This is a genomic window from Streptomyces sp. Y2F8-2, from assembly GCF_014905555.1.
Classification (GTDB): domain Bacteria; phylum Actinomycetota; class Actinomycetes; order Streptomycetales; family Streptomycetaceae; genus Streptomyces; species Streptomyces cynarae.
Window position 1 is genome coordinate 30062 of the sequence record NZ_BNGS01000017.1, and the last position, 22945, is coordinate 53006.

The following is a 22945-nucleotide window of genomic DNA, read 5'->3' on the forward strand; positions in this document are numbered from 1 at the left end:
GGCCGGACCGGCGTCTCCCTTGCGTCTATGCGGTGGGGCGGCCCATCGCCCGGTACGTCCACCCGGCCCGGCGCCAGACGTCCGGGTCGAGCGCGTTGCGGCCGTCGAGGAGGACCCGGGACGCCACCGCCTCGCCCAGCTCCGCCGGGTCAAGCTCGCGGAACTCACGCCACTCGGTCAGGTGTAGGACGACATCGGCGCTCCGCACCGCCTCCAGCGCCGAGTCGGCGTAGCCGAGCGTCGGGAAGAGCCGTCGTGCGTTGTCCATGCCCTTGGGGTCGTAGACCGTGACCTGGCCGCCCTGGAGGTGGATCTGCCCGGCGACGTTCAGCGCGGGCGAGTCACGGACGTCGTCGGAGTCCGGCTTGAAGGTGGCGCCGAGCACCGCGACCCGCTTGCCGAGGAACGGACCGCCGCCCAGCGCCTCCCGCGCCATTTCCACCATCTGGCCACGCCGGCGCATGTTGATGGAGTCGATCTCCCGCAGGAACGTCAGCGCCTGGTCGGCGCCCAGCTCACCGGCGCGCGCCATGAAGGCCCGGATGTCCTTCGGCAGACAGCCGCCGCCGAAACCGATCCCGGCGCGCAGGAACTTCTTGCCGATCCGGTCGTCGTACCCGATGGCCTCCGCCAGCTTGGCCACGTCAGCTCCCGCGGCCTCGCACACCTCCGCCATCGCGTTGATGAACGAGATCTTGGTGGCGAGGAAGGAGTTCGCGGCGGTCTTCACCAGCTCGGCGGTCGGGAAGTCGGTCACCACGAACGGCGTGCCCTCGGCGAGCGGCGTCGCGTACACCTCGCGCAGCAGCTTCTCGGCGCGCTCGCTGCGCACGCCGACCACGATCCGGTCCGGGTGCAGCGTGTCCTCGACGGCGAAGCCCTCGCGCAGGAACTCCGGGTTCCAGGCCAGTTCGGCGTCCCCGCCGGCGGGCGCGCGCTCCGCGAGGTACGCGGCGAGGCGGTCCGCGGAGCCGACGGGCACGGTCGACTTGCCGACGACGAGCGCGGGGCCCTTCAGGTGCGGCGCGAGGGAGGCGATCGCGGCGTCGACGTACGACATGTCGCAGGCGTACTCGCCGTGCTTCTGCGGGGTGTTCACACAGACGAAGTGGACATCGCCGAACTCGCCCAGCTCCGCCCAGTCCATGGTGAAGCGCAGCCGTCCGCTGGAGCCCTCGATCCCCGCGACGTGCTTGCGCAGCAACTCCTCCAGACCGGGCTCGTACATCGGGGCCTCGCCCCGCTCGAGCCTCTCGATCTTCTCGGGTACGACGTCCAGCCCCAGCACCTCGAACCCCAGCTCGGCCATGGCCGCGGCGTGTGTCGCGCCGAGATAGCCGGTGCCGATCACGGTGATCTTGAGGCTCATGGATGCTCCAGAACAGGTAGGGCGGTGAACCGGTGCCCGAGCATAGCCGGGCTCTTCGCGGGGCAATTTCCCAGCTGTCGCCAAGCTCACGTACCTGTCCCGTGGGCGGCCCCCTAAAATTCCAGTTACTTAACGGTAATTAGCGTCACCGACACTGCGTCTTCTGGAGCGTGAGACACCTTGGCCGGATCGGCTGACTTCGACCTGTACCGCCCGTCCGAAGAGCACGACATGCTCCGTGACGCCATCCGCTCGCTGGCCGAGGCGAAGATCGCGCCGTACGCCGCGGCGGTGGACGAGGAGGCCCGCTTCCCGCAGGAGGCGCTCGAGGCCCTGGTCGCGAACGACCTGCACGCGGTCCACGTACCGGAGGAGTACGGCGGCGCGGGCGCCGACGCGCTCGCCACCGTCATCGTGATCGAGGAGGTGGCCCGCGTCTGCGTGTCGTCCTCCCTCATCCCGGCGGTCAACAAGCTCGGCTCCCTGCCGGTGATCCTCTCCGGCTCCGAGGAGCTGAAGAAGAAGTACCTCGCGCCGCTGGCCAAGGGCGACGCGATGTTCTCGTACTGCCTCTCCGAGCCGGAGGCGGGCTCGGACGCGGCCGGCATGAAGACGCGGGCCGTGCGCGACGGCGACCACTGGGTGCTCAACGGCGTCAAGCGCTGGATCACCAACGCGGGCGTCTCCGAGTACTACACGGTCATGGCGGTGACCGACCCGGAGAAGCGGTCCAAGGGCATATCCGCCTTCGTCGTCGAGAAGTCGGACCCGGGCGTGTCCTTCGGTGCCCCGGAGAAGAAGCTCGGCATCAAGGGCTCGCCCACCCGCGAGGTCTACTTCGACAACGTCCGCATCCCCGCCGACCGCATGATCGGCGAGGAGGGCACCGGCTTCGCCACGGCGATGAAGACCCTGGACCACACCCGCATCACCATCGCCGCCCAGGCCCTCGGTGTCGCGCAGGGCGCCTTCGACTACGCCAAGAACTACGTCAAGGAGCGCAAGCAGTTCGGCAAGCCGATCGCCGACTTCCAGGGCGTCCAGTTCATGCTCGCCGACATGGCGATGAAGATCGAGGCCGCCCGCCAGCTGACCTACGCGGCCGCCGCCAAGTCCGAGCGCGGCGACTCGGACCTCACCTTCCAGGGCGCCGCCGCCAAGTGCTTCGCCTCGGACGTGGCCATGGAGGTCACCACGGACGCCGTCCAGCTGCTCGGCGGCTACGGCTACACCCGCGACTACCCGGTCGAGCGCATGATGCGCGACGCGAAGATCACGCAGATTTACGAAGGCACGAACCAGGTCCAGCGGATCGTGATGGCCAGGAACCTTCCCTAGCAGGAACCTTCCCTAGCGGGAACCGCCTTCGCCTGCGGAAACACCTCGGCCCCCGGCATCGCCCGGGGGCCGTTCGCATGGGTGGCCGGGCCGGGAGGCGTCCGGGTGGCTGGTGGGGACGTGGCCGGTGGGGACCGGACGGCGCCGGCGGGGAATGAAGCCGACGGGGAATGAAGCCGACGGGGAATGAAGGAGATGTCAGGGAAGGGTGCGACGCATCTCGGATGCGGCCGCCCAAGAGCACGCCGGGCATCGGCCGGCTGAAGGGCGTTCCTCATGCCTGAGCTGCCAGACGTCGAGGGATTCCGGAAGGTGCTCGAGCCCTGTGCGAAGGGCAGAGTCGTTCAACGCGTCGACGTGCGCGACGCAGGCGTCCTGCGCGGGGTGAGCGTGCGGCGGCTGCGCGCCGCGCTGGAAGGCCGGCGGTTCACCGAGCCGCAGCGGCACGGGAAGTGGCTGCTCGCCCGCACCGGCGACGGTCCCACGCTCCTGCTGCACTTCGGAATGACGGGCCGGCTGGTCTGCGGTCACCCCGACGACGCGGTCGGGGCCCACGACCGTGTCCTGTTCACCGTGGGCGGCGACCGCCAGCTCCGCTACCGCGACCAGCGCAAGCTTCAGGGACTCTGGCTGGCCGACGACTGCGACGTCGCCCGGCTGCTGGGCCGCCAGGGCCCCGACGCCATGGCGGTGGACGGCGAGGAGTTCGAGGCCGCGCTCTCTTCCCGCCGCGGGTGCGTCAAGGGCGTCCTCATGGACCAGTCCGTCCTGGCCGGACTGGGCAATCTGCTCGCCGACGAGATCCTGTGGCGCGCCGGGCTTCGCCCCACCCGCCGGGCAAGCGATCTCACCCAGGCCGAACTCCGGCGCCTGTACACACACATGCGCCGCACCCTGCGCTGGGCGGTCGCCGCCGGCTGCGTGCCCCCGCGCGACTCCTGGCTCACCGGCCACCGCGACGACCCGTACCCGGCCTGCCCGCGCTGCGGCGACACCTTGCGTCGTTCGCGGGTCGCGGGGCGCGGGACGGTGTGGTGCCCGCGGTGCCAGCCGGACGGGTCCTGACCTGCGTCGGTGCTGCGCCGCTCCGGGCTAGTCGCCGGAGACCGTCACCGTCTGGTCGTTCTTCAGCTCGTTCACCAGCGTCTTGACCTTGGCCTTGTCCCACAGCAGGTTGCCGCCGGTCGAGCCGGAGATCGGCATGTTCATGGACTTGCCGTCGCCGCCGTTGACGCCCTTCATCGCCCAGAACATGGAGCCCAGGTCCCACAGGGACATGTCCTTGTCCACGGTCAGCGCGTCCAGGCCGGCGCCCATCGTCGGGTAGAGCTTGAACGGGTTGAGGACCGTCGACGGGGTCGCGACCTGGTGGGCGAGCGCCGCCAGGAACTTCTGCTGGTTCTTGGTGCGCTGCAGGTCGCTCTGCGCGAAGGCGTGCCGGGTGCGGACGAAGGCGAGGGCCTGCTCGCCGTTCAGTTTCTGCGTGCCGGCCTGGAAGTCGGCACCCGAGTACTTGTCCTTGAAGCCCTTGTCGATGGTGATCGTGACACCGCCGACCGCGTCCACGATGTTCGCGAAGCCGTCGAAGCCGATCTCCGCGTAGTGGTCGATGCGCAGTCCGGTGTTGTACTCGATCGTGCGGACCAGCAGCTCCGGGCCGTCCTCCGCGTAGGCCGCGTTCAGCTTCGCATGGCGTCCGGTGCCCTGGTAGACCTTGCCGGACGTGGACCCCTTGTACGTGGGTATCTCCACGTCCGAGTCGCGCGGCAGCGAGATCAGCGTGTCGCCGTTGTCGCCGACGTGCAGGATCATCATCGTGTCCGTGCGCTTGCCCTCGGCGGACCCGGTGTGCAGCTTCTTCTTGTCCGCGTCCGACATGCCGGCGCGGCTGTCGGAGCCGACGATCAGGTAGTTGGTGCCCTTGCCCGCGGCGGGCCGGTCGATGACCTTGGAGAGGTCGACGTCGCGGTGGAGCTTGGAGTCGGCCCAGAAGTAGGTGGCGACCGAGGTCACCGCGAAGGCGGTGACCAGCGTGATCGCGGTCCACTTGATCCGGCGGCGCCAGTTGGGGGCGGGGCGCGCCCCGCCGGGTCCGCCGCCGCCCGGTCCATGGGGTCTGCCGGCCGGGCTGCCGTAGACCTCGCCGGTGTTGTAACCGCTGTCATAGCCGTTGTCGTAGCCGCCGTACCCCTGGTCGTCGTACGTCGGCTGCTGCGGCACCCCGCCGTACGGCGGCGCGGCCTGGGGGCCGCCCGGTCCGCCGGGTGTGCGCCGGACCTGCCGCATCACGCGCGCGCCCTCGGGCTGGGCGCTGGTGCTGCCGCGTCCGTAGCGGTTGCCGCGGCTGTCGTCGGACCATCCCTCAGGCCAATCGTTCATGCGCCCCAGTGTGCAGGGTCGGGCTGTGGGCCGTACAAGAGCCGAGGAAAAACAGGGTCAGGGCTGTTGCGAAGCCGACACAAAGTCTCCGGATCGTGGCGCGGCATAAGGTGGAGGCCATGACAGACCAGGCCCCCGCCCCGGAATCAGAAATTCTGGGCGAAACAGAGGCTGCACTCCCCGGGAAGCCCACCTCCGCGTCCCGGACCACGCTCAGCCACATCATGACCCACAACGACACCAACCTGCTGGGCACGGTGCACGGCGGCGTGATCATGAAACTCGTCGACGACGCGGCGGGCGCGGTGGCCGGCCGGCACAGCGGCGGGCCCGCGGTGACGGCGTCCATGGACGAGATGGTGTTCCTGGAGCCCGTCCGGGTCGGCGACCTGGTCCATGTGAAAGCGCAGGTCAACTGGACGGGCCGGACGTCGATGGAGGTAGGCGTACGGGTCCTGGCCGAACGCTGGAACGAGTCCACCCCGCCCACCCAGGTCGGCTCCGCCTACCTGGTCTTCGCCGCGGTCGACGCGGACGGCAAGCCCCGCCCGGTCCCGCCGGTGATCCCGGAGACGGACCGGGACAGGCGCCGCTACCAGGAGGCCCAGATCCGCCGCACCCACCGCCTGGCCCGCCGCCGAGCGATCAAGGAACTGAGGGAGAAGAGGGCGGCGGAGGGTTTCGAGGACTGACGCACGGTAGTTCCGTTTCGACGCCCGGCGTTCCCTACGCCGGGCACACCACCTGATCCCCGGTCACCACCGCCTGCTGCGGCGTCGGCGAAGCCTGCGGTTCCGGCGTCCGCACCCGCACGGGCCGCACCTCCTTGAAGTCCGCCCCCACGATCACCCGCAGCGTCGCCCCCTGCCCCGGCACCGCCCGCAGCTCGCTCCCCGGCAACGCCGCCTCGAGGACCTTCGCCGCGCGGTCCCAGCGCGGGTCGTACATCACGGCCGTGCGCCGCACTCCGCGCTGCGCCGCGTTCGCCGGCTGCCGCGTCGTCCGGAACCCGGCGGCCGCAAGCCCGTCGTCCGCCCGCTTGCCGAGCCCCTCCGTCAGCGTGCCGTTCTCCACCCGCACCTGGATCTGCTGCGGAGGCATCTCCACCTCCGCCGGCGCGGGTCCCCGGGCAGGAGCCTCCGGTTTCGCCTGCCCCTTCGGCCGCGCCTCGCGAGGAGCGAGCGGCCGGTCCTCCCGTAGTGAGTCGAACAACGCCTTCGCCTTCGCGTCGTCCCACTTCACCGTCGACCCCAGCCCCTTGACCTGGTACTCCATCCGCCCGATCGGCACGGTCGTGAACTCCGACGACCGCGGCGAGAAGTTCCGCATCGCCCGCCCCAGGTCCAGCAACTGGTCCGTCCCGAACCCCTGATCCGCCCGCACCGCCCCGAGCGCCGCCTGCGCCGTGTCCCGGAGCTTCACCGGGTTCAGCAGCACACCCGACGACGTCGCCCGGTCGATCAGCGCGGCCAGGAACCTCTGCTGCCGCTGCATCCGCCCCAGGTCGGACGCCCCGTCCACATGCCGGGACCGCACGTACTGCAAGGCCTGCCCGCCGCTCAGCACATGGGTGCCCGCGGCCAGATCGAGCCCGGTGTACGCGTCCTTCAGCGGCTGTGTGGTGCACACCCGTACCCCGCCGAGGGCGTCCACGGTCTTCATGAAGCTGATGAAGTCGACCTCCAGGTAGTGGTCGATCTTCAGATGGGTCATGTCCTCGACCGTCCGCACGGTCAGGTTCGGTCCGCCCTCCGCGTACGCCGCGTTCAGCCGGACCGGATGGGTGGCGCGCCGTTGCCCCGTCGCCTCGTCGGTGTGCTCCGGCACCTCCGCGTAGGAGTCGCGCGGCAGGCTGACCACGGTCGCCCGCTCCCGGTCCGCCGAGATGTGCACGATCATGATCGTGTCGGTGCAGTGGCAGGGCTCGCCGCCCAGGTGGAACGCCCGCCGCTCCCTCTCCGTGATCCTGTCGCGCCCGTCGGTGCCGACCAGCAGGACGTTCATGCCGTTCCCCGCCGGGGGACGGTTCTTCATGTCCCTGAAGGGGTCGATGCGGGAGATCCCGCCGTCGAGGCTGGTGACCACCGCGTGCCCGATGCCCGCGGCGACCAGGACCACCACCGACAGCGTTGTGGTCATCCGCACGGGCCAGCCGCGCTTCCGCGGCCGGACGGGGGGCCGTCCGGCGGGGGAGCGGCGGACCGGCTCGCGGCGCGCGGGCGAGCGGGTGGGCGTGGGCACGGGGGAGACCTCCGCGGGGCTGGGCATGGGTCCGCGAGCACCGTAGGCCCCCGCGATCTTCGGCCCTCGGCGGCGCCCGGGCGGCGCGCACCGGTGTCCCCCGTTCGCGGTAACGTGAGGCTCCTATGAACGCCAAGCCCGACCTGCAGCTGCCTGCCGTGTCCGTGATCATGCCCGTGCTCAACGAGGAGCGGCATCTGCGCGGAGCCGTCCGAGCGATCCTCGCGCAGGAGTACGGCGGCGAGATGGAAGTCGTGATCGCGCTCGGCCCGTCCACGGACCGCACGGACGAGATCGCGGCCGAGCTGGTCCGGGAGGACCCCCGCGTGCACACGGTCCCGAACCCGACCGGCCGCACACCCGCCGCGCTCAACGCCGCGATCAAGGCTTCCCGGCACCCGATCGTGGTCCGCGTCGACGGCCACGGCATGCTCTCGCCGAACTACATCGCGACCGCCGTACGGCTCCTGGAGGAGACCGGCGCGCAGAACGTCGGCGGCATCATGCACGCCGAGGGCGAGAACGACTGGGAGCGCGCGGTCGCTGCCGCCATGACCTCGAAGATCGGGGTCGGGAACGCCGCCTTCCACACCGGCGGCGAGGCCGGCCCCGCGGAGACGGTCTATCTCGGCGTCTTCCGCCGGGAGGCCCTCGAGCAGCAGGGCGGCTACAACGAGGAGTTCATCAGGGCCCAGGACTGGGAGCTGAACTTCCGCATCCGCGAGGCGGGCGGCCTGATCTGGTTCTCACCGGAGCTGAAGGTGTCGTACCGGCCGAGGCCCTCGGTGCGCGCGCTCGCCAAGCAGTACAAGGACTACGGCCGCTGGCGCCATGTCGTCGCCCGCTACCACGAGGGCTCCATCAACCTGCGCTACCTCGCCCCGCCGGCCGCCGTGTGCGGGATCGCTGCGGGAATCGTGGCGGGCGCTGCGATCACCCCGTGGGGCTTCGTGATCCCCGGCGGCTACCTCGCGGCGATCGCCCTGGGCTCGATCCCGGCGGGCCGGGGCCTGCCGCTGAAGGCGCGTCTGCAGATCCCCGTCGCCCTCGCCACGATGCACATGTCGTGGGGCTGGGGCTTCCTGACGAGCCCCAGGTCCCTGGCGAGGAAGGTCATCGCGTCCCGGCGGCCGGCAGTGGTCGGCCAGGCCTGACCGGACTGATTGCCCTAAGCCCCCGGCAGACACACATCAGCCCCGGAAACCCGGCGTTCTCCGGGGCTGATGCACGGGAGGGACGTCAGCACACGGAGCTGGTCGATCCCCCGGTCGAGTTCAGGTAGCCGGTGGCGTGCGTGCAGTACGCGGCTGTGTTGGCCGCGGGACCCCACAACTCGGAACGGGTGGTGTTGTTCAGGGTGGCGCTGCCGGAGGCGGCTGCCGGACAACGGACGAGGGGCTCACCGTGAAGCACGGTGAGCCCTCGACTCGTCACCGGAGCCGGCCCCTCGGACCGGCTCCGGACGTTCACCACCGGTAGGGCGCGTACACGTCCATGCACTGACCGGTGTCCGAGCCGTTGATGGCGTCGGAGTTGCTGGGGATGTCCCCGGGCTTCGGTGTGGACTGCTTCGGGTAGCTGGAGCCGGTACGCCAGTCGGAGCCGACGATGACGGTGACGCCCGACACGTCGGTGGACTTCTTCACGGCACTCATGGGGATGCCCAGTGCCGTGGCGACGCTCCGGGCATCGCCCTCCATGTCTGCGCTCGGGTAGCGCACGACCGTCTGGTCCTCGGACAGCGCCGCGGTCGTGTCGGGCACCGCCCTGGCGAAGCCCTTCCCCACGAGCACCTCGCTGATGTCGCGCGCCCGGCGGGGCACCGGGGCCTGTGTGGACGTCCTGGTGGCGTTCTGCACCACCACGCCCAACCGGTCGGCCGCGACCGTGGCCGAGGGAGCCTTGGCCGCCTGGCTCGTGCTCGTCGTCTTCTTCTGCGTCGGCGTCGTGCCCTTGTCGTCGAACGGCACGTCGTCGCGGATCATCTCCCAGATCTTGTCCGCGTTGGCACCGTCGGGGACCACGTGGTCGTCGTTCTGCGGGTCGGTGACGTTGGGCATCGTCGTCATGGTGATGCGGTTCGTCGGGACCGTCTTGAGCTGCATGGCCAGGTCGTAGAGCTTCTTCACCGAGCCGATCTCCTCGGAGACCTGCAGGGACTTCGTGGCCGCCTCGGCCAGGTTCATCAGCCGGCCGGTGTCGGTGAAGACGTTCTGGCTCTTCAGCGTGCGGATCATCGAGTTCAGGTACATGTGCTGAGCCCTGGCCCGCAGCAGGTCACTGCCCCAGGCGTGCCGGGTGCGCAGCCACTGCAGGGCCTGTACGCCCTTGATGTTGTGCGTGCCGGCCGTCATCTTCAGGCCGGAACCACCGGGCGCCTTGGGCAGCGGGCGGTCCCAGACGTTCTGGTTCACGCAGACGTCGACGCCGCCGATGGCGTCCGCCATCCTCACCACGCCCGCGAAGTCGATCATCATCCAGTGGTCGATGTAGACCTTGGTCAGGTTCTGCCAGGTGGCCAGCGTGCAGCCGGGGCCGCCGCGGGCCAGCGACTCGTTGATGATGGCGTTGGTCGGCGGGTACTCGTGGCCGGTCGCCGGATCCTTGCACTTGGGGATCTCGACCCTGGTGTCGCGGGGGATGCTCACCACGGCCGCGCTCTTGCGGTCGGCGGACAGGTGGATGAGCATCTCGACGTCGGCCAGCGGCGGGTTGCCACGGTTGTCCCTGCTGCCGCCCAGCGCCACGTTCGCGTCGGAGTTACGGCTGTCGGAGCCGATCAGCAGGATGTTCATCGGGGTCTGGCCGGCGGCGTTCGGCTGGGTCTTCTGCGCCTTGGAGTCGCCACTGCTGCGCTCGCCCTTACGGATGTTGCCGTTCAGGTGCTGGTAGTAGAGGTATCCGGCGCCGGCCGTGCCGAGTATGACGACCGACAGAACCGTCGCCGACCACCGCAGCGCACGCCTTCTGCGGCCTCTGCTGCCGCCGCCGCGTCCGCCGCCCGGCCGTCGTCCCCCGCTCGAGCCGTGGTCGTCCGTCGTGTGCCGTTCCTGAGATGAGAGGGACATGGCCTCTTCGACCGCAGATGCTTCCCCGCGCAGACCGTACTGCGTCAACTACCCGTCCTCCCCACCCTTGCGGCACCTGACGGACCTGTCAGGCGTCCTGTTAGACGCACGACCGGCCCATAAGGTGGCGCTGTGCGCTCAACTGGCGCACTGAACCTTGTCCGCTGTGGACTTGTTGGGGACGTCCGGCGCCTTGGTCGGAGCGGTGAGCGGCGTGCCCGGGCCCTGGAAGTCCTGTCCGAGGGTCAGAACGATCGCGGGCAGCCCTTGGTCGTTCTTCTCGCTCTTGCCCGGCTTCAGCGCCGAAGCGGGCAATCCCATGATGTCCGCCAGCTTCCGCGCCTGGTCGGCCTGGTCGGGAGAGTACTCGAGCGTCGTCTTGCTGAGCGTCTTGCCCGCATTGCCGAGCTGGCTGGACTTGGTCACGCCCTCGTTGTTCTGCAGCCAGCTCAGAGTCGCCTGTGCGCTGCCGGCGGGGGCGCCGCCGTTGTAGATGTCGACGCGGATGTCTGCGGCGGCGGAGCGGGACCCCTTGAGGGGGTCGTTCGCGGCAGTCTTCGCCGCCTTCTCCTTCTTCACCGTGGTGAAGGACACGTCGTTCTTGATCGCGTCGAAGACCTCGGGAGCCGAGTCCGGGTCGACGATGACCGTCTTGTGCACCGGGCCGTCCGCCGGATTGTCGCGCACCGGCACGGTCAGGAAGGTGATGTTCTTCGTCGGCACCTTCTTGAGCTCCAGGGCCACGTCCTTGAGGGTGCTCACCTTGTGCAGGCCCGTGTCGACGGTCAGCGCCTTGGTGGCGGCCTCGGCGAGGTCGAGCAGCTTCGTCGGGTTGGTCAGTGTGTCGCTCGAGGCCATCTTGCGCATCAGCGACGCCATGAACTGCTGCTGCACCTTGATCCGGTCCAGGTCGCCCTTGTTACCCCAGGCGTGCCGCGTGCGCACGAACGCGAGGGCCTGCTCGCCCTCGATCTTGGACGGGCCTGCGGGCAGCTTGAGGTGCGACTTCGGGTCGCTGACCGCGTGCTTGAGACACACGTCGACGCCGCCCACCGCCGTCGTCAGCGTCTTCACCGCGTTGAAGTCGAGCATCATGAAGTGGTCGGGCTCTATGCCCCCGGTGATCTCCTTCACCGTGCGCATGGTGCAGCCCGGGTCGCGGCCGTCCTGCCCGAGGCTCGTGTTGAAGCGGACGTTCTGTGTGCCGGGGATGACCTTGACGGTGCCGTCGGGCTGCTTGGTCGGGCAGTCCGGGACGTTGACGATCAGGTCGCGGGGGATGCTCAGCGCGGTCGCGTTCGTCCGGTCCTTGGAGACGTGCAGCAGGATGTTGGTGTCGGCATGGCCGACGCTGCCCGCGTCGCCGTAGCCCTCGTTTCCCTTACCGGTGCGCTTGTCGGTACCGATGATCAGGATGTTGAAGGCCTCGTCCTTGCTGAAGCCGTTCTTCGCGGCGTCACCCACGTCCGTCGTCGAGACGTTGCCCTCGAGGTGCTGCAGGTAGAAGTAACCGGCCGCCGTGACCGCGACGAGCACGAACGCCATGCTGCCGCCGGTCCACAACAGTATCTTCTTCGCTTTGCCCTTCTTGGGCTTGGTACGGCCCCGGCGGCGCCCCGGCGGCTCCGGCGGCGCGCCACGGTGGCGGCGCTGGCCGGGGAGGACGTCCGGGGCCGGTTCCCCGCGGCCGGGTGCCGTGCGGGCGCCCCCCTGCGCGCTGCCGGCGGGGGTTCCCCTACGCGGTCTCGGCACGGACGACTGCGCTCCGGGAGCGGCCAGTCGCAGTTCGTATTCGCCGGTGTTCGGGTTGAGCACCCACTGGTCTGCGGGGTCCATGTTGTCCGCCCGCCCACGGCCTTGCGCGTCCACGGTTGTCCGAATCCTCCGTCGGGGCCACGCGGCGCCTTCCCCCTCGAGGCGCTCGGGTCTCTTCAGCCAGTGCGTGTGCCCAGGACGGACCTCGGGGCGTGGCACCGGATCGCTCACACTATCCGCCCAGTTCAGCCTCGAGCGACGGCGGTGACAAATTCCACGTCCCTACAACCGGGCAATCCGCCCTATTTCTCAGACACTTCTTAGCTCACGCGTTCCCCACCATGGGGTGCGCTTTACCCGCAGGCGTCTTGGGCGGCCGTGTTGCCGGTGAAAGTGGGGGTCGGTCCAGGGGGTGTCTTCTCCTGGGAGCCGGGCCCGGAACCGGGCGGTGTATTGCTCGTTTTTGCGACTGAATTACCCGGAACTTCCTTGGTGACCTCGACCGGCTGGTCCGCGCGCAGGCGCCCGAAGAGTCTGTCCGCCGCCGGCTGCACGAGTTGGTCACGATTGATGTCACCCGGATATGGGGTGCGCGGGGCCGTCAGGAACCGCACATGTTCGGCGGAGAGGTTCCCCAGTCCGCGCACGAGTGCGTAGAGTCCGCGCAGACTCGCCAGACCCGGGTCCGTGGTGAGGGCCGAGGTGGCCGCGTCCAGCACGGGATACAGCTTCACCGGGTTGAGCAGGACGCCGTTGCTGCGCACCTTGGTCACCAGCGCGCCGAGGAAACGCTGCTGGCGCTCCATCCGCTCGGTGTCGCTGCCGTCGCCGAGGCTCTTGCGGGCCCGTACGTAGCCGAGCGCCTGCTCGCCGTCGAGCGTCACCTTGCCCGCGGGCAGTCTGAGCCTGGCGGCCGTGTCGTCGATCGGCTGCCTCAGACACACCTGGACGCCGCCGAGCGCGTCGATCATCTTCTTGAAGCCGTTGAAGTCGACGACCATGTGGTGGTCGATCCGGATGTCCGTGAGCTTCTCGACGGTACGGATCGTGCAGGCCGAACCCCCGGTCGCGAAGGCGTGATTGAACATGGTGAACTGCGCCTCGCTGCGGGTGCCGTCCGGCCGGCCGCAGCTCGGCACGTTCACCATGAGGTCACGGGGCAGGGAGACGGCGGTGGCACTGCGCCGGTCGGCCGCGAGGTGCAGCAGGATCGTGGTGTCGGACCGCTCGGTCCCGGAATCCCGCCCGTACCGGCCGTTGCCGGCGCCCGCACGCGAGTCGGACCCGATGAGCAGGATGTTCCGCGCGCCGCGCACGAGCGAAGCGGGCCGCTCCTTCTCGTGCCGGGCGAGCTCGGCGGCGGCGGCCTCGTCCGCGGTGATGTTCGAGTCCAGCTTCTCGTACGCGACCCACCCGGCCCCGGCGGCACTCAGCAGGAGCGCGGCCAGCCCGACCGCACACCATCGCACCCAGCGCCACCGCCGATGACGTGCTCTCACTGCCGGGTCCACCGCCTTGCGTCGTATGAGCGTGAGCTGCTGTTACGACCATGGCCCGAGGCCGGGTTGCGGGGCGTCCGGTACTGGTCCGGATGGACGCCGACCGCGCCTCTATAGGGGCGCGGGGCTGGGACGATCGTGCGGCTCCGCGGCGTGGCGTGATCAGCCGCAAGGGGCGCGTGGTCGGACGGGGGGCGGGAGCCGCACGCCGCTGATCAGCTGACGGCCGTCGCCGTCACCTTTTCGCTCTCGATCCGCTTCGCCAGCCCTTCCTCTCCCAGCCGCTCGAGATGCCGGCACAACACGACCGAGCCCCCCGCGGCCAAAGGCGCGTACAACCCGGCGCTCAATCCCGCCCACGTGTCATACGGCAACCCCGACAGCAACCGCGCCCCCGGCCCCGTCAGCCCGAGGGGCAGTGCCTCCGTCCGGGCCCGCTCCACGACCTCCGCCGCCGTGCACTCGGCCCCGGCGACGATCAGCGCCGGCTCGTCCGGGTCGACGGGGGTGTACGGCTGGAAGCGGTCGCCCTGGCTCGGCACTTCGACGGCGTAGTCGAGGAAGCCGTCCGGGGTCTGCGGGAAGCGGCCGCCGAGGGGGCGCAGGGCGAGGGCCACGCGCTCTCCGGAACAGGCGCGCGCCGCGTCCAGCGTGTCGGGTCCGCTGACCACGAGGTCGGCGGCGGCCGGATCGCCGCCGACGTCCGCGAGGACGCCCACGGACGAGCAGGCGAGCAGCCACACCGCCGTCTGCCAGTGCGCGGGCAGCAGCAGCGCGACCCGGTCGCCGGGCTCGGCGGCGAGGTCACCCTGAAGGAGATTGGCGGTCTTGGCCACCCAATTGGCGAAGGTGGCCACGGAGAGTTCGACGCGTTCGCCGGTGGCGTCGTCGTAGAAGGTCACCAGGGGACGCGCGGGGTCCGCGGCGAGCGCGGATCGCAGCAGGTCGGCGGGGGTGCGATCGGTGGCGTTCACGGCGCAAGCGTACGCGGGGGCGGACGTGCGCGCGTCGGCGGCGGGGTGTCGGGCGCCACCGGTTCGGCCGAGTGTGGTCGACGGGTCGTCAGATTCCAAATGGACATATATGTCTGACTATGTTCAAGATCGTGGGTATGCGTGGATATCTTGCTTCTTCGATCGGCGTCACCTGCGCGGCGGTACTGACCCTTCCGCTCGAGATCCCGGCCGCGGTGGCCGGAACGGGTGTGCGGGGTCCGTCGGCTTCGGCGGCCGTCCCCGGCAGTACCCAGTCCTTCCCCCTCGTGCCCTTCACCCGTGCCGCCGGGGCGGTGGTCGAAGCGGGCCTGAGCCCGCTGGCGGTGCGCTCCTTCTCCCTCGTGGGCGTCGTCTGGGACGACCCGGGCGCCGAAATCCACGGTCACGTCGAGGTCCGTACCCGCGCGAGCGGGACGCACCGGTGGTCCGGGTGGCAGGAACTCGAGACGCACCACCACGGCCACGGCCCCGACCCCGATACCGCGGAGGGCCGGTCCAGCAGGGCACGCGGGGCGACCGCGCCGCTGTGGGTCGGCGACTCGGACGGAGTGGCGGTACGGGTGAGCACCGAGGGGTACGACGCCGGATCGACACGATCACCGGCGCTCCCCAACGGACTCCGTGTCGAACTGGTCGATCCCGGTGTGGATTCGAAGGCGGGCGCCCCCGGCCCCACCGCCCACGCCCCCGTGCCGGAACCGTCGAACGGGGGCGCACCCGACACCGCGGCCGGCGCGGGCTCGAACGCGTTCGGCCGGGACGCAGGCCGCGCGTCCCTGGATGAGGGCGCGGCCCCGTCACCCTCGCGCGGGGGACGGGAGCCGCAGGGGGCGAAGGAAGCGCAGAGACCGCAGGGGACGGCGAAGGAACCCGGCGAGGCGGAGGAGGCCGTCGACCCTGCGCAGGGGACGGCGAACCCTGCGCAGGAGGCCCCGAACCCCGACAAAGAGACACCGAACACGACGAAAGGGACCGCGAATCCAGTACAGGAGACCGCGAATCCGGCACAGGAGACCACGAATCCGGCAAAGGAGACCGCGAGCCCCGCGGACCCCGTCGGCCCCGCAAAGGAGGCGACCCACACCGCCCCGCGCCCGAAAATCGTCACCCGCAGCGGCTGGGGCGCCGACGAGACCCTGCGCGAGGCGGGTTTCGTCTACACGGACAGCGTGAAGGTGGCGTTCGTGCACCACACGGCGTCGGGCAACAACTACACCTGCGCGCAGGCGCCTTCCGTCATCCGCAGTATCTACCGCTACCACGTGGTGAGTAACGGCTGGCGGGACATCGGCTACAACTTCCTGGTCGACAAGTGCGGAACCATCTACGAGGGCCGCGCCGGAGGCATCGACAAGCCCGTGCTGGGCGCCCACACCCTCGGATTCAACAGCGACAGCATGGGCATCGCCGTCCTCGGCACCTACTCCGGCGACACCAAGCCGCCGGCCCAGACGCTGGACGGCGTGGGCGCACTGAGCGCGTGGAAACTCGGTCTGTACGGCATGGATCCGCGCGGCACGACATACCTGGTGTCCGGGGGTGGCAATCTGTACCCAAAGGGCGAGAAGGCACGACTGAATGTGCTCTCCGGCCATCGCGACGGGTACGCAACGGACTGTCCTGGAGTGCAGCTCTACGGCAGACTCTCCACGATCCGCTCCACCGCGGCCCGCCTGCAGGGCCGCTGAGCGCGGAGGCCGCCGCATGACGAAGGTGTCGGAGAGGGACCTCTCTCACGGTCCTCATAACGCCCCTTGCGGTCCTCGCAACACGGTCTGCATACACTGGTCGGCCGATTCACAGTTTGGCCGGTCCCGGCAGGAAGCAGAGACGACAGGTGACAGAAGCGATCCTCCTGGTCGGCGGTAGAGGCACCCGACTTCGCCCGCTCACGGTGAACACCCCCAAGCCGATGGTTCCGGCGGCCGGGGTCCCGTTCCTCACACACCAGCTGGCGCGGGCGAAGGCGGCGGGCGTGGAGCACGTCGTGCTCGCCACCTCCTACCTGGCAGAGGTCTTCGAGCCGTACTTCGGTGACGGCTCGTCCCTCGGCCTCCGCCTCGAGTACGTGACGGAGGAGGAGCCTCTCGGCACGGGCGGCGCCATCCGCAACGTGGCGAGCCGCCTCCAGTCCGGTCCCGAAGAACCGGTACTGATCTTCAACGGGGACATTCTCACGGGCCTCGACATCCGTGCCCTGGTCCACACCCACCAGTCGACGGGTGCGGACGTGTCGCTGCACCTGACGAAGGTGACGGACCCGAGGGCGTACGGCCTGGTCCCCACGGACGAAACGGGCCGGGTGACGGCGTTCCTGGAGAAGCCGCAGACCCCCGAGGAGATCGTCACCGACCAGATCAACGCCGGCGCGTACGTCTTCCGCCGCTCGGTGATCGACACGATTCCCCTGGGCCGCCCGGTGTCGGTGGAACGCGAGACGTTCCCGGACCTGCTGGCGGCGGGAGCCCATCTCCAGGGCATGGTCGACTCCACGTACTGGCTGGACCTGGGCACCCCGGCTGCCTTCGTGCGCGGCTCGGCGGACCTGGTCCTCGGGCGGGCCCCGTCCCCGGCCGTGCCCGGCCGCTGCGGCGACCGCCTGATCCTGCCGACGGCCTCGGTCGCGTCGGACGCGAAGCTGACGGACGGCACGGTGGTGGGCGAGGGCGCGTTCGTCGGAGAGGGCGCCCGGATCTCCGGCAGCACGGTGCTCTCCGGCGCCGTGGTGGAGCCCGGGGCGGTCATCACGGACTCCCTGATCGGCGCCCGCTCCCGCATCGGCGAGCGCTCGATCGTCACGGGCGCGGTCATCGGTGACGGCGCGGTGGTCGGCGCGGACAACGAACTCCGAGAAGGAGTGCGGGTCTGGTGCGACGCGCGGATCCCGGCGGGCGCGGTGCGCTTCTCTTCCGACCAGCAGTAGCGCCTTTCGACGACGCCGGGTGCCCTGTGTCACACGGGCACCCGGCGTCGCGCTACAACCGCCCGATGTCGCCCCGCCGCATCCGCGGGGCGCGCCGCGGCGGCGCACATCCGCTCAACAGGATCAGCCGTGCCGCCCGGTGCCGCTGGCCGGCGTACGGCTGAAGCAACGACAGCATCACGGAGTCGTCCGCGTCCCGGTCCCCGGCCAGCGCGTATCCGACGATGCCGGGCAGGTGCAGGTCCCCCACGGTCACCGAGTCCGCCGCCCCGTGACTGCGCTGCACGGTCTCGGCCGAGGTCCACGGCCCGATGCCGGGCACCACCTCGAGTCGGGCCTGCGCCTCGGCCGGTTCCATCCCCGCGGCCTGCTCCAGCCGGGCGGCGACCCGCACGGCCCGCAGGATCGTCGACGCCCGCTTGTTGTCCACCCCGGCCCGGTGCCACTCCCAGGACGGAATGAGCGCCCACGTCCGCGGCGCCGGCATCACATGCATCCGCCCCGGCGCGGGTCCCGGCGCCGGTTCCCCGAACTTCCGTACGAGCAGCCGCCACGCCCGGTATGCCTCGTCCGTCGTGACCTTCTGCTCCAGGATCGACGGGATCAACGACTCCAGTACCAGGCCGGTCCGGGTGAGCCGCAGTCCCGGTCGGCGGTGCCGTGCCAGCGCGACCAGTCGGTGCCGTGGCTCGAAGGCGTCGGGATCGTCCAACGCGCCGAGAAGTTCCGGCAGTTGGTCCAGCAGCCACTCCGCACCGGGCCCCCAGGCCTCCGCCTCGGCGACCCCGCCCCGGAGCGCGACCCGCAGCGTGCCCGGACCGAGCGGCGTACGGCTGGCTCGCCACACCGAGCCGTCGGGCGTCGCCCGGAAGGTGGGATCGGCGGGCCCTCGCCGCAGCGGCCCGAGCACCAGGCCCAGGTCCAGCGGCCCGGGCGGGGTCCAGGTCCGCCGCCGTCCGGGTGCCGCGGCCGGCCGGGGAACGCCCGCGGGCACGACGACATGCCCACCGCGCGCGGTCGTGGGGGTGGGGCGGGGAGCGAATCGTCCGGCCACGGATGAGGTCCTGGTGGGTGTCGTCGTGTTCTGGGTGTCGTCCTACGAGGGTTCTGAGCGCGGTCCCACGAGGGTTCCGGGTGTCGTCCCACGAGGGTTCCGGTTGTCGTCCTACGAGGGTAGGGGCGCGTGCCCGGCTCCGGGCGCCTTGCGGCTGCGCCCCCGCTCACCGCACCTCGATGAACGCCCCCGCATCCCGCTGAGGCCGCGGCTTCGGTTCCTCAGCCGGATGCCCCACCGCCACGGCGCCCATCGGCTCCCAGTTCGCCGGCAGTTCCAGCACCTCGCGCACGACGTCCCGGCAGAACATCGTCGAGGACACCCACGCCGAGCCCAGCCGTTCCCCGGCAAGCGCGACGAGGAGGTTCTGCACCCCCGCGCCCGTCGCGACCACGAACATCTCCCGCTCGGCCGCGTCCCGCCGCGCGTCGCCGTAGGTGTGGGAGCCGTCCATGACCATGCACGGCACGACGAGGTACGGCGCGTTGCGCAGCACGTCGCCGCGCCGGACGCGCTTGGCGATGGACTCCTCGGTCTTCCCGTCCCGGCGCAGGTCGGCGATCCACGCGTCCCGCATCGCGTCGAGCAGCCGCGTCCGCGACTCCTCGGACTCCAGCAGCACGAACCGCCACGGTGTGGTGTGGTGCGGCGCCGGAGCCGTCACGGCGGCGGCCACCGCACGGCGTACGGCACCGGCGTCGACGGGCTCGTCGGTGAACGCGCGCACCGTACGCCGCTGGACCACCGCCTCCCGTACCGCCTCGGACGTGCCCAGCCGGAACATGTCGTCGTGCGCACCGCGCACCATCGCCCGCGCGCCGTCGCCGTGGTCACCGGTCACCACGTGCGGCAGCCCGCGGACCACCGCGACGGGCAGCCCGGCTGCCTTGCCCTTGACCAGGTCGCCCGCGGCCGCCAGCTCGTCGGCCGTGGCGACGACGGTCGCGCTCAACGGGTTGCCGTGCGCGTCCGTGCCGCCCCGCAGGTCGTCGAGGACCCGTACGCCCGCCGCCCCGATGGCGACGTCGGTGAGCCCGGTGCGCCAGGGCCGTCCGAAGGTGTCCGTGACGATCACGCCGACCTCCACGCCGAGCGTGTCCCGCAGGCCCTCGCGGATGGCGCGCGCGGACGCGTCGGGGTCCTCGGGCAGCAACAGCACGGTGCCCGCAGGGGTGTTGGAGGCGTCGACACCGGCGGCGGCCATCACCAGGCCCTGCCGGTTCTCCACGATCCTGAGCGGACCGCGCCGGGCCACGACCCGCACGGTCTCGGCGTCGATGGCGGCCTCCCGGTCGTCCGCCCGGACGACGCGTCCTTCCGCCTTCGAGACGATCTTGGAGGTGACGAGCAGGACGTCGCCGTCGACGAGCCCCGGCTCGGCCGCGGCGATCACCTTGGCGAGGTCGTCGCCCTCACGGATCTCCGGCAGCCCCGCAAGCGCCCAGACCCGGTAGGCGGGTGCCGCGACGGGAGTCCGGCCACCGGTCCCGGCATCCATGGAAAGCCCGCCGCTCAAGCCCCCCGCACCTCCTCCGCCAGCGCGAGGGCCTCCCGGGCCATCCGCGCCGTCGCTTCCAGGTCCGTCATCATCAGCGGTACCGCTCGGCAGCGGATGCCGGCCGTCTCCACGCGCTCCACGGCGGCCGCGTCGACCGTGTCGACGAGCCAGCCGTCCAGCAGCCCCGAGCCGTAGTGCTCGGCCACCGCGGCGGCCGTGGACTCCACGCCGACCGCGGCGAGCACCTTGTCGGCCATCCCGCGCACCGGAGCGTCACCGATGATGGGGGACAGGCCCACCACCGGGACCCCGGCGTCCGCGATGGCCTCCCGGATGCCGGGGACCGCGAGGATCGTGCCGATGGAGACGACGGGATTGGACGGCGGAAAGAGGATCACGTCCGCCTCGGCGATCGCCTCCAGGACACCCGGCGCGGGTTTCGCCTGCTCGGCGCCGACCGGCACGACCGCCTCGGCCGGGACGGAGGCGCGCAGGCGCACCCAGTACTCCTGGAAGTGGATCGCCTTGCGCTCGCCCGGGCCCGCGGCTGAGCCGCTGTCGGGCAGGGTGACGGCGACATGGGTCTCGACGCGGTCGTCCGACATGGGGATGAGCCGGACCCCCGGCTTCCAGCGGTCGCACAGGGCCTCCGTCACCGCGCTCAGCGGGTAGCCCGCGCCCAGCATCTGGGTCCGCACGATGTGCGTGGCGAAGTCGCGGTCGCCGAGCCCGAACCACTCCGGCCCGACGCCGTACGCCGCGAGTTCCTCCTTGAGGTGGAAGGTCTCGTCGGCCCGGCCCCAGCCCTGTTCCTCGTTGATGCCGCCGCCGAGCGTGTACATCACCGTGTCGAGGTCCGGGCAGACCTTCAGCCCGAAGAGGTGGATGTCGTCGCCGGTGTTGCCGATGACGGTGATCTCCGCGTCGGGGACGGCCCGCTTCAGACCCCGCAGAAACCGGGCACCGCCGATGCCGCCTGCCAGAACCACAATGCGCATGGATGCAGTCTTGCAGGCGCCTACGACAACGCGTGACCCGGCGGTGACACCCGCGACGCCCCCCCGGCACCGGGCGGGTCCCGGCCCGCCGCCGGGCTCCCCTGCCGTCGGGGCTCCCCTTTTCTTCCTTCCGGGGGCTCTCAGGCCGTGACCGTGTCCACCGTGCCGCGCTCCGCCGTGCACGCCCTGGTGTGCATCGGCATCTCCGTCAGCCCGGGGAAGTAGACGTGCAGGCTGACCGCCGGTTCCAGCGCGTCGTTCACCACTTCGTGTACGTAGCCGGGCGCGAACACGCGCTGCGCCCCCTTGCGCAGTGCGCGCGTGCCGCGCTCCGTGCGCTCCGTGAGTGCGCCGTGCAGGACGGTCAGTACGCCCGACGAGCGCCCGTGGTCGTGCAGCCCGCTGCCCTGCCCGGGAACCCAGGACAGAAGCCACACCTCGTAGCCGGGCCCGGTCTGCAGCCGGTGGTACCAGCGGGAGGTCGCGTCGTAGCGGACCAGGTGCTCCCACCTGGAGCGGTCGGCGGCGATGGAGCGGGCGAGCCCGGCGAACTCGGAAACGGTGACCGGGTGCTCGCGCGGCGGCTGAAGCAGGTGCGGTACTTCCAGGATGTCGCCGGCGATCTGCAGGTCGCTGTTGCTGTTCATGGGTGCGGTGGTTCCTCGGCGGGAGAGAGCGGGGGGTGGGGTGTCGCGTGTCGTGCGCCCGGGGCACGGGCATGACGCGAGCCCTGGTGCGGGCGGAGGGAACTACAGCCGGTCCGTGTGGACCCGGGAGCGGCCGGAGCGCGAGGGAAGGCTCAACAGCCGGAACAGCAACAGCTACAGCGAGCGCGGGCAGCACCGTGGGACCCGGCGGTGCGGGTCTGGGTGAGTGCCGAGTTCGCGAGCATGCCCACTAGGACATCGGTTCACACCTTTCCCTGTCAACTTGACGTCCGCCATGTGGGAGCTGTTTCACCTCATCCGGTTCATCCTGCAGAGGAAAGGTTTGTTCAGTGCGGTCGGGGGGACACATGGCGCACCGCCGGGCGCGTGGACGTCGTTGCGATCTCGTGATCCGAATGTGATCCGGTTCGCTGCGGCGTGCGTGTCGGAACGAGATCGAACTGCTGGGCGTCCTTCTCGGTGAGGGGTGACAGGGCCACCTGGACCCCCACAGGCTGTCAGGGTTTATGCCGATTTGAACACTTTCCGCATAGCCTTGGTTCCGCAGAGTGAATAAGGGGCCCAATAGCAGATCTCGGCTTGACTGGCCCGGATCGGCACACTTGTAATTTCACTCGTGTCGTTCAGCCGGATTCGGTAACGGCTACATCACGGGGACGCGAAAGACAGACGAGGGGCGCACATGACCGAGCTGGTGCAGCAACTGCTGGTCGACGACGCGGACGAGGAACTCGGCTGGCAGGAGCGCGCGCTGTGCGCCCAGACCGACCCCGAGTCCTTCTTTCCCGAGAAGGGCGGCTCCACCCGCGAGGCCAAGAAGGTCTGCCTCGCCTGCGAGGTCCGCTCCGAGTGCCTCGAGTACGCGCTCGCCAACGACGAGCGGTTCGGCATCTGGGGCGGTCTGTCCGAGCGGGAGCGCCGCCGTCTGAAGAAGGCCGCCGTCTGACGTCGCCGTGGTCACCGTCGACACTGCCCGAAAAGAGTCGTTCACGTCGTAAAGCAGTCGCATGCGGGTGTGGCGGCCGGCTCGCCCGGCGAGCGGCGAAAAGCCGCACATCCTTTCGTAACGAATGGCCCGTCGCAGGTGGGTTGTCCACAGGCGGCGGGCCGTGATCTTGTCCAGCCGTTAGTGTGGGCCTCCGTCCGAGACGTCCCGCTGC

At 70.6% G+C, this 22945-nt stretch carries 18 protein-coding genes; 7 read left to right on the forward strand and 11 right to left on the reverse strand.

The genetic code is table 11. The features are described from left to right. Positions 1 to 25: 25 nt before the first annotated feature. Positions 26 to 1369, reverse strand: a complete 1344-nt coding sequence (locus SY2F82_RS37535; RefSeq protein WP_200423578.1) for a UDP-glucose/GDP-mannose dehydrogenase family protein — start codon at positions 1367 to 1369, stop codon at positions 26 to 28. Between the two features lie 180 nt (positions 1370 to 1549). Between SY2F82_RS37535 and SY2F82_RS37540 the strand changes: the two genes are divergently transcribed. Continuing rightward, on the forward strand, positions 1550 to 2707 hold the full coding sequence (locus tag SY2F82_RS37540; protein ID WP_268980423.1) for an acyl-CoA dehydrogenase: 1158 nt from the start codon (positions 1550 to 1552) through the stop codon (positions 2705 to 2707). Positions 2708 to 2983: 276 nt separating this feature from the next. Then, positions 2984 to 3772, forward strand: coding sequence for an Fpg/Nei family DNA glycosylase (locus tag SY2F82_RS37545; RefSeq protein ID WP_200423579.1), 789 nt, complete (start codon positions 2984 to 2986; stop codon positions 3770 to 3772). Positions 3773 to 3799: 27 nt separating this feature from the next. Here the strand turns inward: SY2F82_RS37545 and SY2F82_RS37550 are convergent, their stop codons facing one another. After that, a complete protein-coding gene (locus tag SY2F82_RS37550) occupies positions 3800 to 5086 on the reverse strand; it encodes an LCP family protein (protein ID WP_200423580.1) in 1287 nt (428 codons plus the stop codon). Between the two features lie 119 nt (positions 5087 to 5205). Here SY2F82_RS37550 and SY2F82_RS37555 point away from each other — a divergent pair, with 119 nt between their 5' ends. Continuing rightward, complete coding sequence (locus SY2F82_RS37555; protein ID WP_200423581.1) at positions 5206 to 5778, forward strand: acyl-CoA thioesterase; 573 nt, start codon at positions 5206 to 5208, stop codon at positions 5776 to 5778. A 34-nt stretch (positions 5779 to 5812) separates the two neighbouring features. Here the strand turns inward: SY2F82_RS37555 and SY2F82_RS37560 are convergent, their stop codons facing one another. Continuing rightward, a complete protein-coding gene (locus tag SY2F82_RS37560) occupies positions 5813 to 7354 on the reverse strand; it encodes an LCP family protein (protein WP_200423582.1) in 1542 nt (513 codons plus the stop codon). Between the two features lie 98 nt (positions 7355 to 7452). Here SY2F82_RS37560 and SY2F82_RS37565 point away from each other — a divergent pair, with 98 nt between their 5' ends. Next, positions 7453 to 8481 (forward strand): glycosyltransferase family 2 protein, encoded by a 1029-nt coding sequence (locus tag SY2F82_RS37565; protein ID WP_200423583.1) that lies wholly within the window; start codon positions 7453 to 7455, stop codon positions 8479 to 8481. A 312-nt stretch (positions 8482 to 8793) separates the two neighbouring features. Here the strand turns inward: SY2F82_RS37565 and SY2F82_RS37570 are convergent, their stop codons facing one another. The 4 genes from SY2F82_RS37570 to SY2F82_RS37585 all read right to left on the reverse strand — a co-directional run bounded on the left by SY2F82_RS37570 (position 8794) and on the right by SY2F82_RS37585 (position 14623). Then, positions 8794 to 10395: an LCP family protein gene (locus SY2F82_RS37570; RefSeq protein ID WP_200423584.1), complete on the reverse strand. Its 1602-nt coding sequence runs from the start codon at positions 10393 to 10395 to the stop codon at positions 8794 to 8796. A gap of 138 nt (positions 10396 to 10533) precedes the next feature. Next, positions 10534 to 12264, reverse strand: coding sequence for an LCP family protein (locus tag SY2F82_RS37575; protein WP_200423585.1), 1731 nt, complete (start codon positions 12262 to 12264; stop codon positions 10534 to 10536). Positions 12265 to 12503: 239 nt separating this feature from the next. Then, positions 12504 to 13649 (reverse strand): LCP family protein, encoded by a 1146-nt coding sequence (locus SY2F82_RS37580; protein WP_308437812.1) that lies wholly within the window; start codon positions 13647 to 13649, stop codon positions 12504 to 12506. A 215-nt stretch (positions 13650 to 13864) separates the two neighbouring features. Beyond that, entirely contained in the window at positions 13865 to 14623 is a 759-nt protein-coding gene (locus tag SY2F82_RS37585; protein WP_200423586.1) for a TIGR03089 family protein, read from the reverse strand. Between the two features lie 137 nt (positions 14624 to 14760). Between SY2F82_RS37585 and SY2F82_RS37590 the strand changes: the two genes are divergently transcribed. Together SY2F82_RS37590 and SY2F82_RS37595 are read left to right on the forward strand one after the other, a co-directional pair. After that, positions 14761 to 16332 (forward strand): N-acetylmuramoyl-L-alanine amidase, encoded by a 1572-nt coding sequence (locus SY2F82_RS37590; RefSeq protein WP_200423587.1) that lies wholly within the window; start codon positions 14761 to 14763, stop codon positions 16330 to 16332. A gap of 149 nt (positions 16333 to 16481) precedes the next feature. Further along, positions 16482 to 17567 (forward strand): NDP-sugar synthase, encoded by a 1086-nt coding sequence (locus SY2F82_RS37595; protein ID WP_200423588.1) that lies wholly within the window; start codon positions 16482 to 16484, stop codon positions 17565 to 17567. Positions 17568 to 17619: 52 nt separating this feature from the next. On the opposite strand, the gene SY2F82_RS37600 is transcribed toward SY2F82_RS37595, so the two are convergent. The 4 genes from SY2F82_RS37600 to SY2F82_RS37615 all read right to left on the reverse strand — a co-directional run bounded on the left by SY2F82_RS37600 (position 17620) and on the right by SY2F82_RS37615 (position 21764). Continuing rightward, positions 17620 to 18621, reverse strand: a complete 1002-nt coding sequence (locus tag SY2F82_RS37600; RefSeq protein ID WP_200423589.1) for a DNA-3-methyladenine glycosylase — start codon at positions 18619 to 18621, stop codon at positions 17620 to 17622. A gap of 166 nt (positions 18622 to 18787) precedes the next feature. Next, entirely contained in the window at positions 18788 to 20119 is a 1332-nt protein-coding gene (locus tag SY2F82_RS37605; RefSeq protein ID WP_200423603.1) for a coenzyme F420-0:L-glutamate ligase, read from the reverse strand. A 14-nt stretch (positions 20120 to 20133) separates the two neighbouring features. Continuing rightward, a complete protein-coding gene (gene cofD / locus SY2F82_RS37610) occupies positions 20134 to 21117 on the reverse strand; it encodes a 2-phospho-L-lactate transferase (protein WP_200423590.1) in 984 nt (327 codons plus the stop codon). A gap of 140 nt (positions 21118 to 21257) precedes the next feature. Further along, positions 21258 to 21764 carry a cysteine dioxygenase family protein gene (locus SY2F82_RS37615; RefSeq protein ID WP_200423591.1) on the reverse strand — a complete coding sequence of 169 codons (507 nt, stop codon included), beginning with the start codon at positions 21762 to 21764 and terminating at the stop codon, positions 21258 to 21260. Positions 21765 to 22467: 703 nt separating this feature from the next. Between SY2F82_RS37615 and SY2F82_RS37620 the strand changes: the two genes are divergently transcribed. Continuing rightward, positions 22468 to 22731, forward strand: a complete 264-nt coding sequence (locus SY2F82_RS37620; protein ID WP_003975777.1) for a WhiB family transcriptional regulator — start codon at positions 22468 to 22470, stop codon at positions 22729 to 22731. The last annotated feature ends 214 nt before the right edge of the window (positions 22732 to 22945 follow it).

What these genes read in the sequence shown, in the direction of transcription:
- SY2F82_RS37535 (WP_200423578.1), bottom strand. Translation starts at nt 1,369, where the DNA reads ATGAGCCTCAAGATCACCGTGATCGGCACCGGCTATCTCGGCGCGACA.
- SY2F82_RS37545 (WP_200423579.1), top strand. Translation starts at nt 2,984, where the DNA reads ATGCCTGAGCTGCCAGACGTCGAGGGATTCCGGAAGGTGCTCGAGCCC.
- SY2F82_RS37550 (WP_200423580.1), bottom strand. Translation starts at nt 5,086, where the DNA reads ATGAACGATTGGCCTGAGGGATGGTCCGACGACAGCCGCGGCAACCGC.
- SY2F82_RS37555 (WP_200423581.1), top strand. Translation starts at nt 5,206, where the DNA reads ATGACAGACCAGGCCCCCGCCCCGGAATCAGAAATTCTGGGCGAAACA.
- SY2F82_RS37560 (WP_200423582.1), bottom strand. Translation starts at nt 7,354, where the DNA reads ATGCCCAGCCCCGCGGAGGTCTCCCCCGTGCCCACGCCCACCCGCTCG.
- SY2F82_RS37565 (WP_200423583.1), top strand. Translation starts at nt 7,453, where the DNA reads ATGAACGCCAAGCCCGACCTGCAGCTGCCTGCCGTGTCCGTGATCATG.
- SY2F82_RS37570 (WP_200423584.1), bottom strand. Translation starts at nt 10,395, where the DNA reads ATGTCCCTCTCATCTCAGGAACGGCACACGACGGACGACCACGGCTCG.
- SY2F82_RS37590 (WP_200423587.1), top strand. Translation starts at nt 14,761, where the DNA reads ATGCGTGGATATCTTGCTTCTTCGATCGGCGTCACCTGCGCGGCGGTA.
- SY2F82_RS37605 (WP_200423603.1), bottom strand. Translation starts at nt 20,119, where the DNA reads ATGGATGCCGGGACCGGTGGCCGGACTCCCGTCGCGGCACCCGCCTAC.
- cofD (WP_200423590.1), bottom strand. Translation starts at nt 21,117, where the DNA reads ATGCGCATTGTGGTTCTGGCAGGCGGCATCGGCGGTGCCCGGTTTCTG.
- SY2F82_RS37615 (WP_200423591.1), bottom strand. Translation starts at nt 21,764, where the DNA reads ATGAACAGCAACAGCGACCTGCAGATCGCCGGCGACATCCTGGAAGTA.
- SY2F82_RS37620 (WP_003975777.1), top strand. Translation starts at nt 22,468, where the DNA reads ATGACCGAGCTGGTGCAGCAACTGCTGGTCGACGACGCGGACGAGGAA.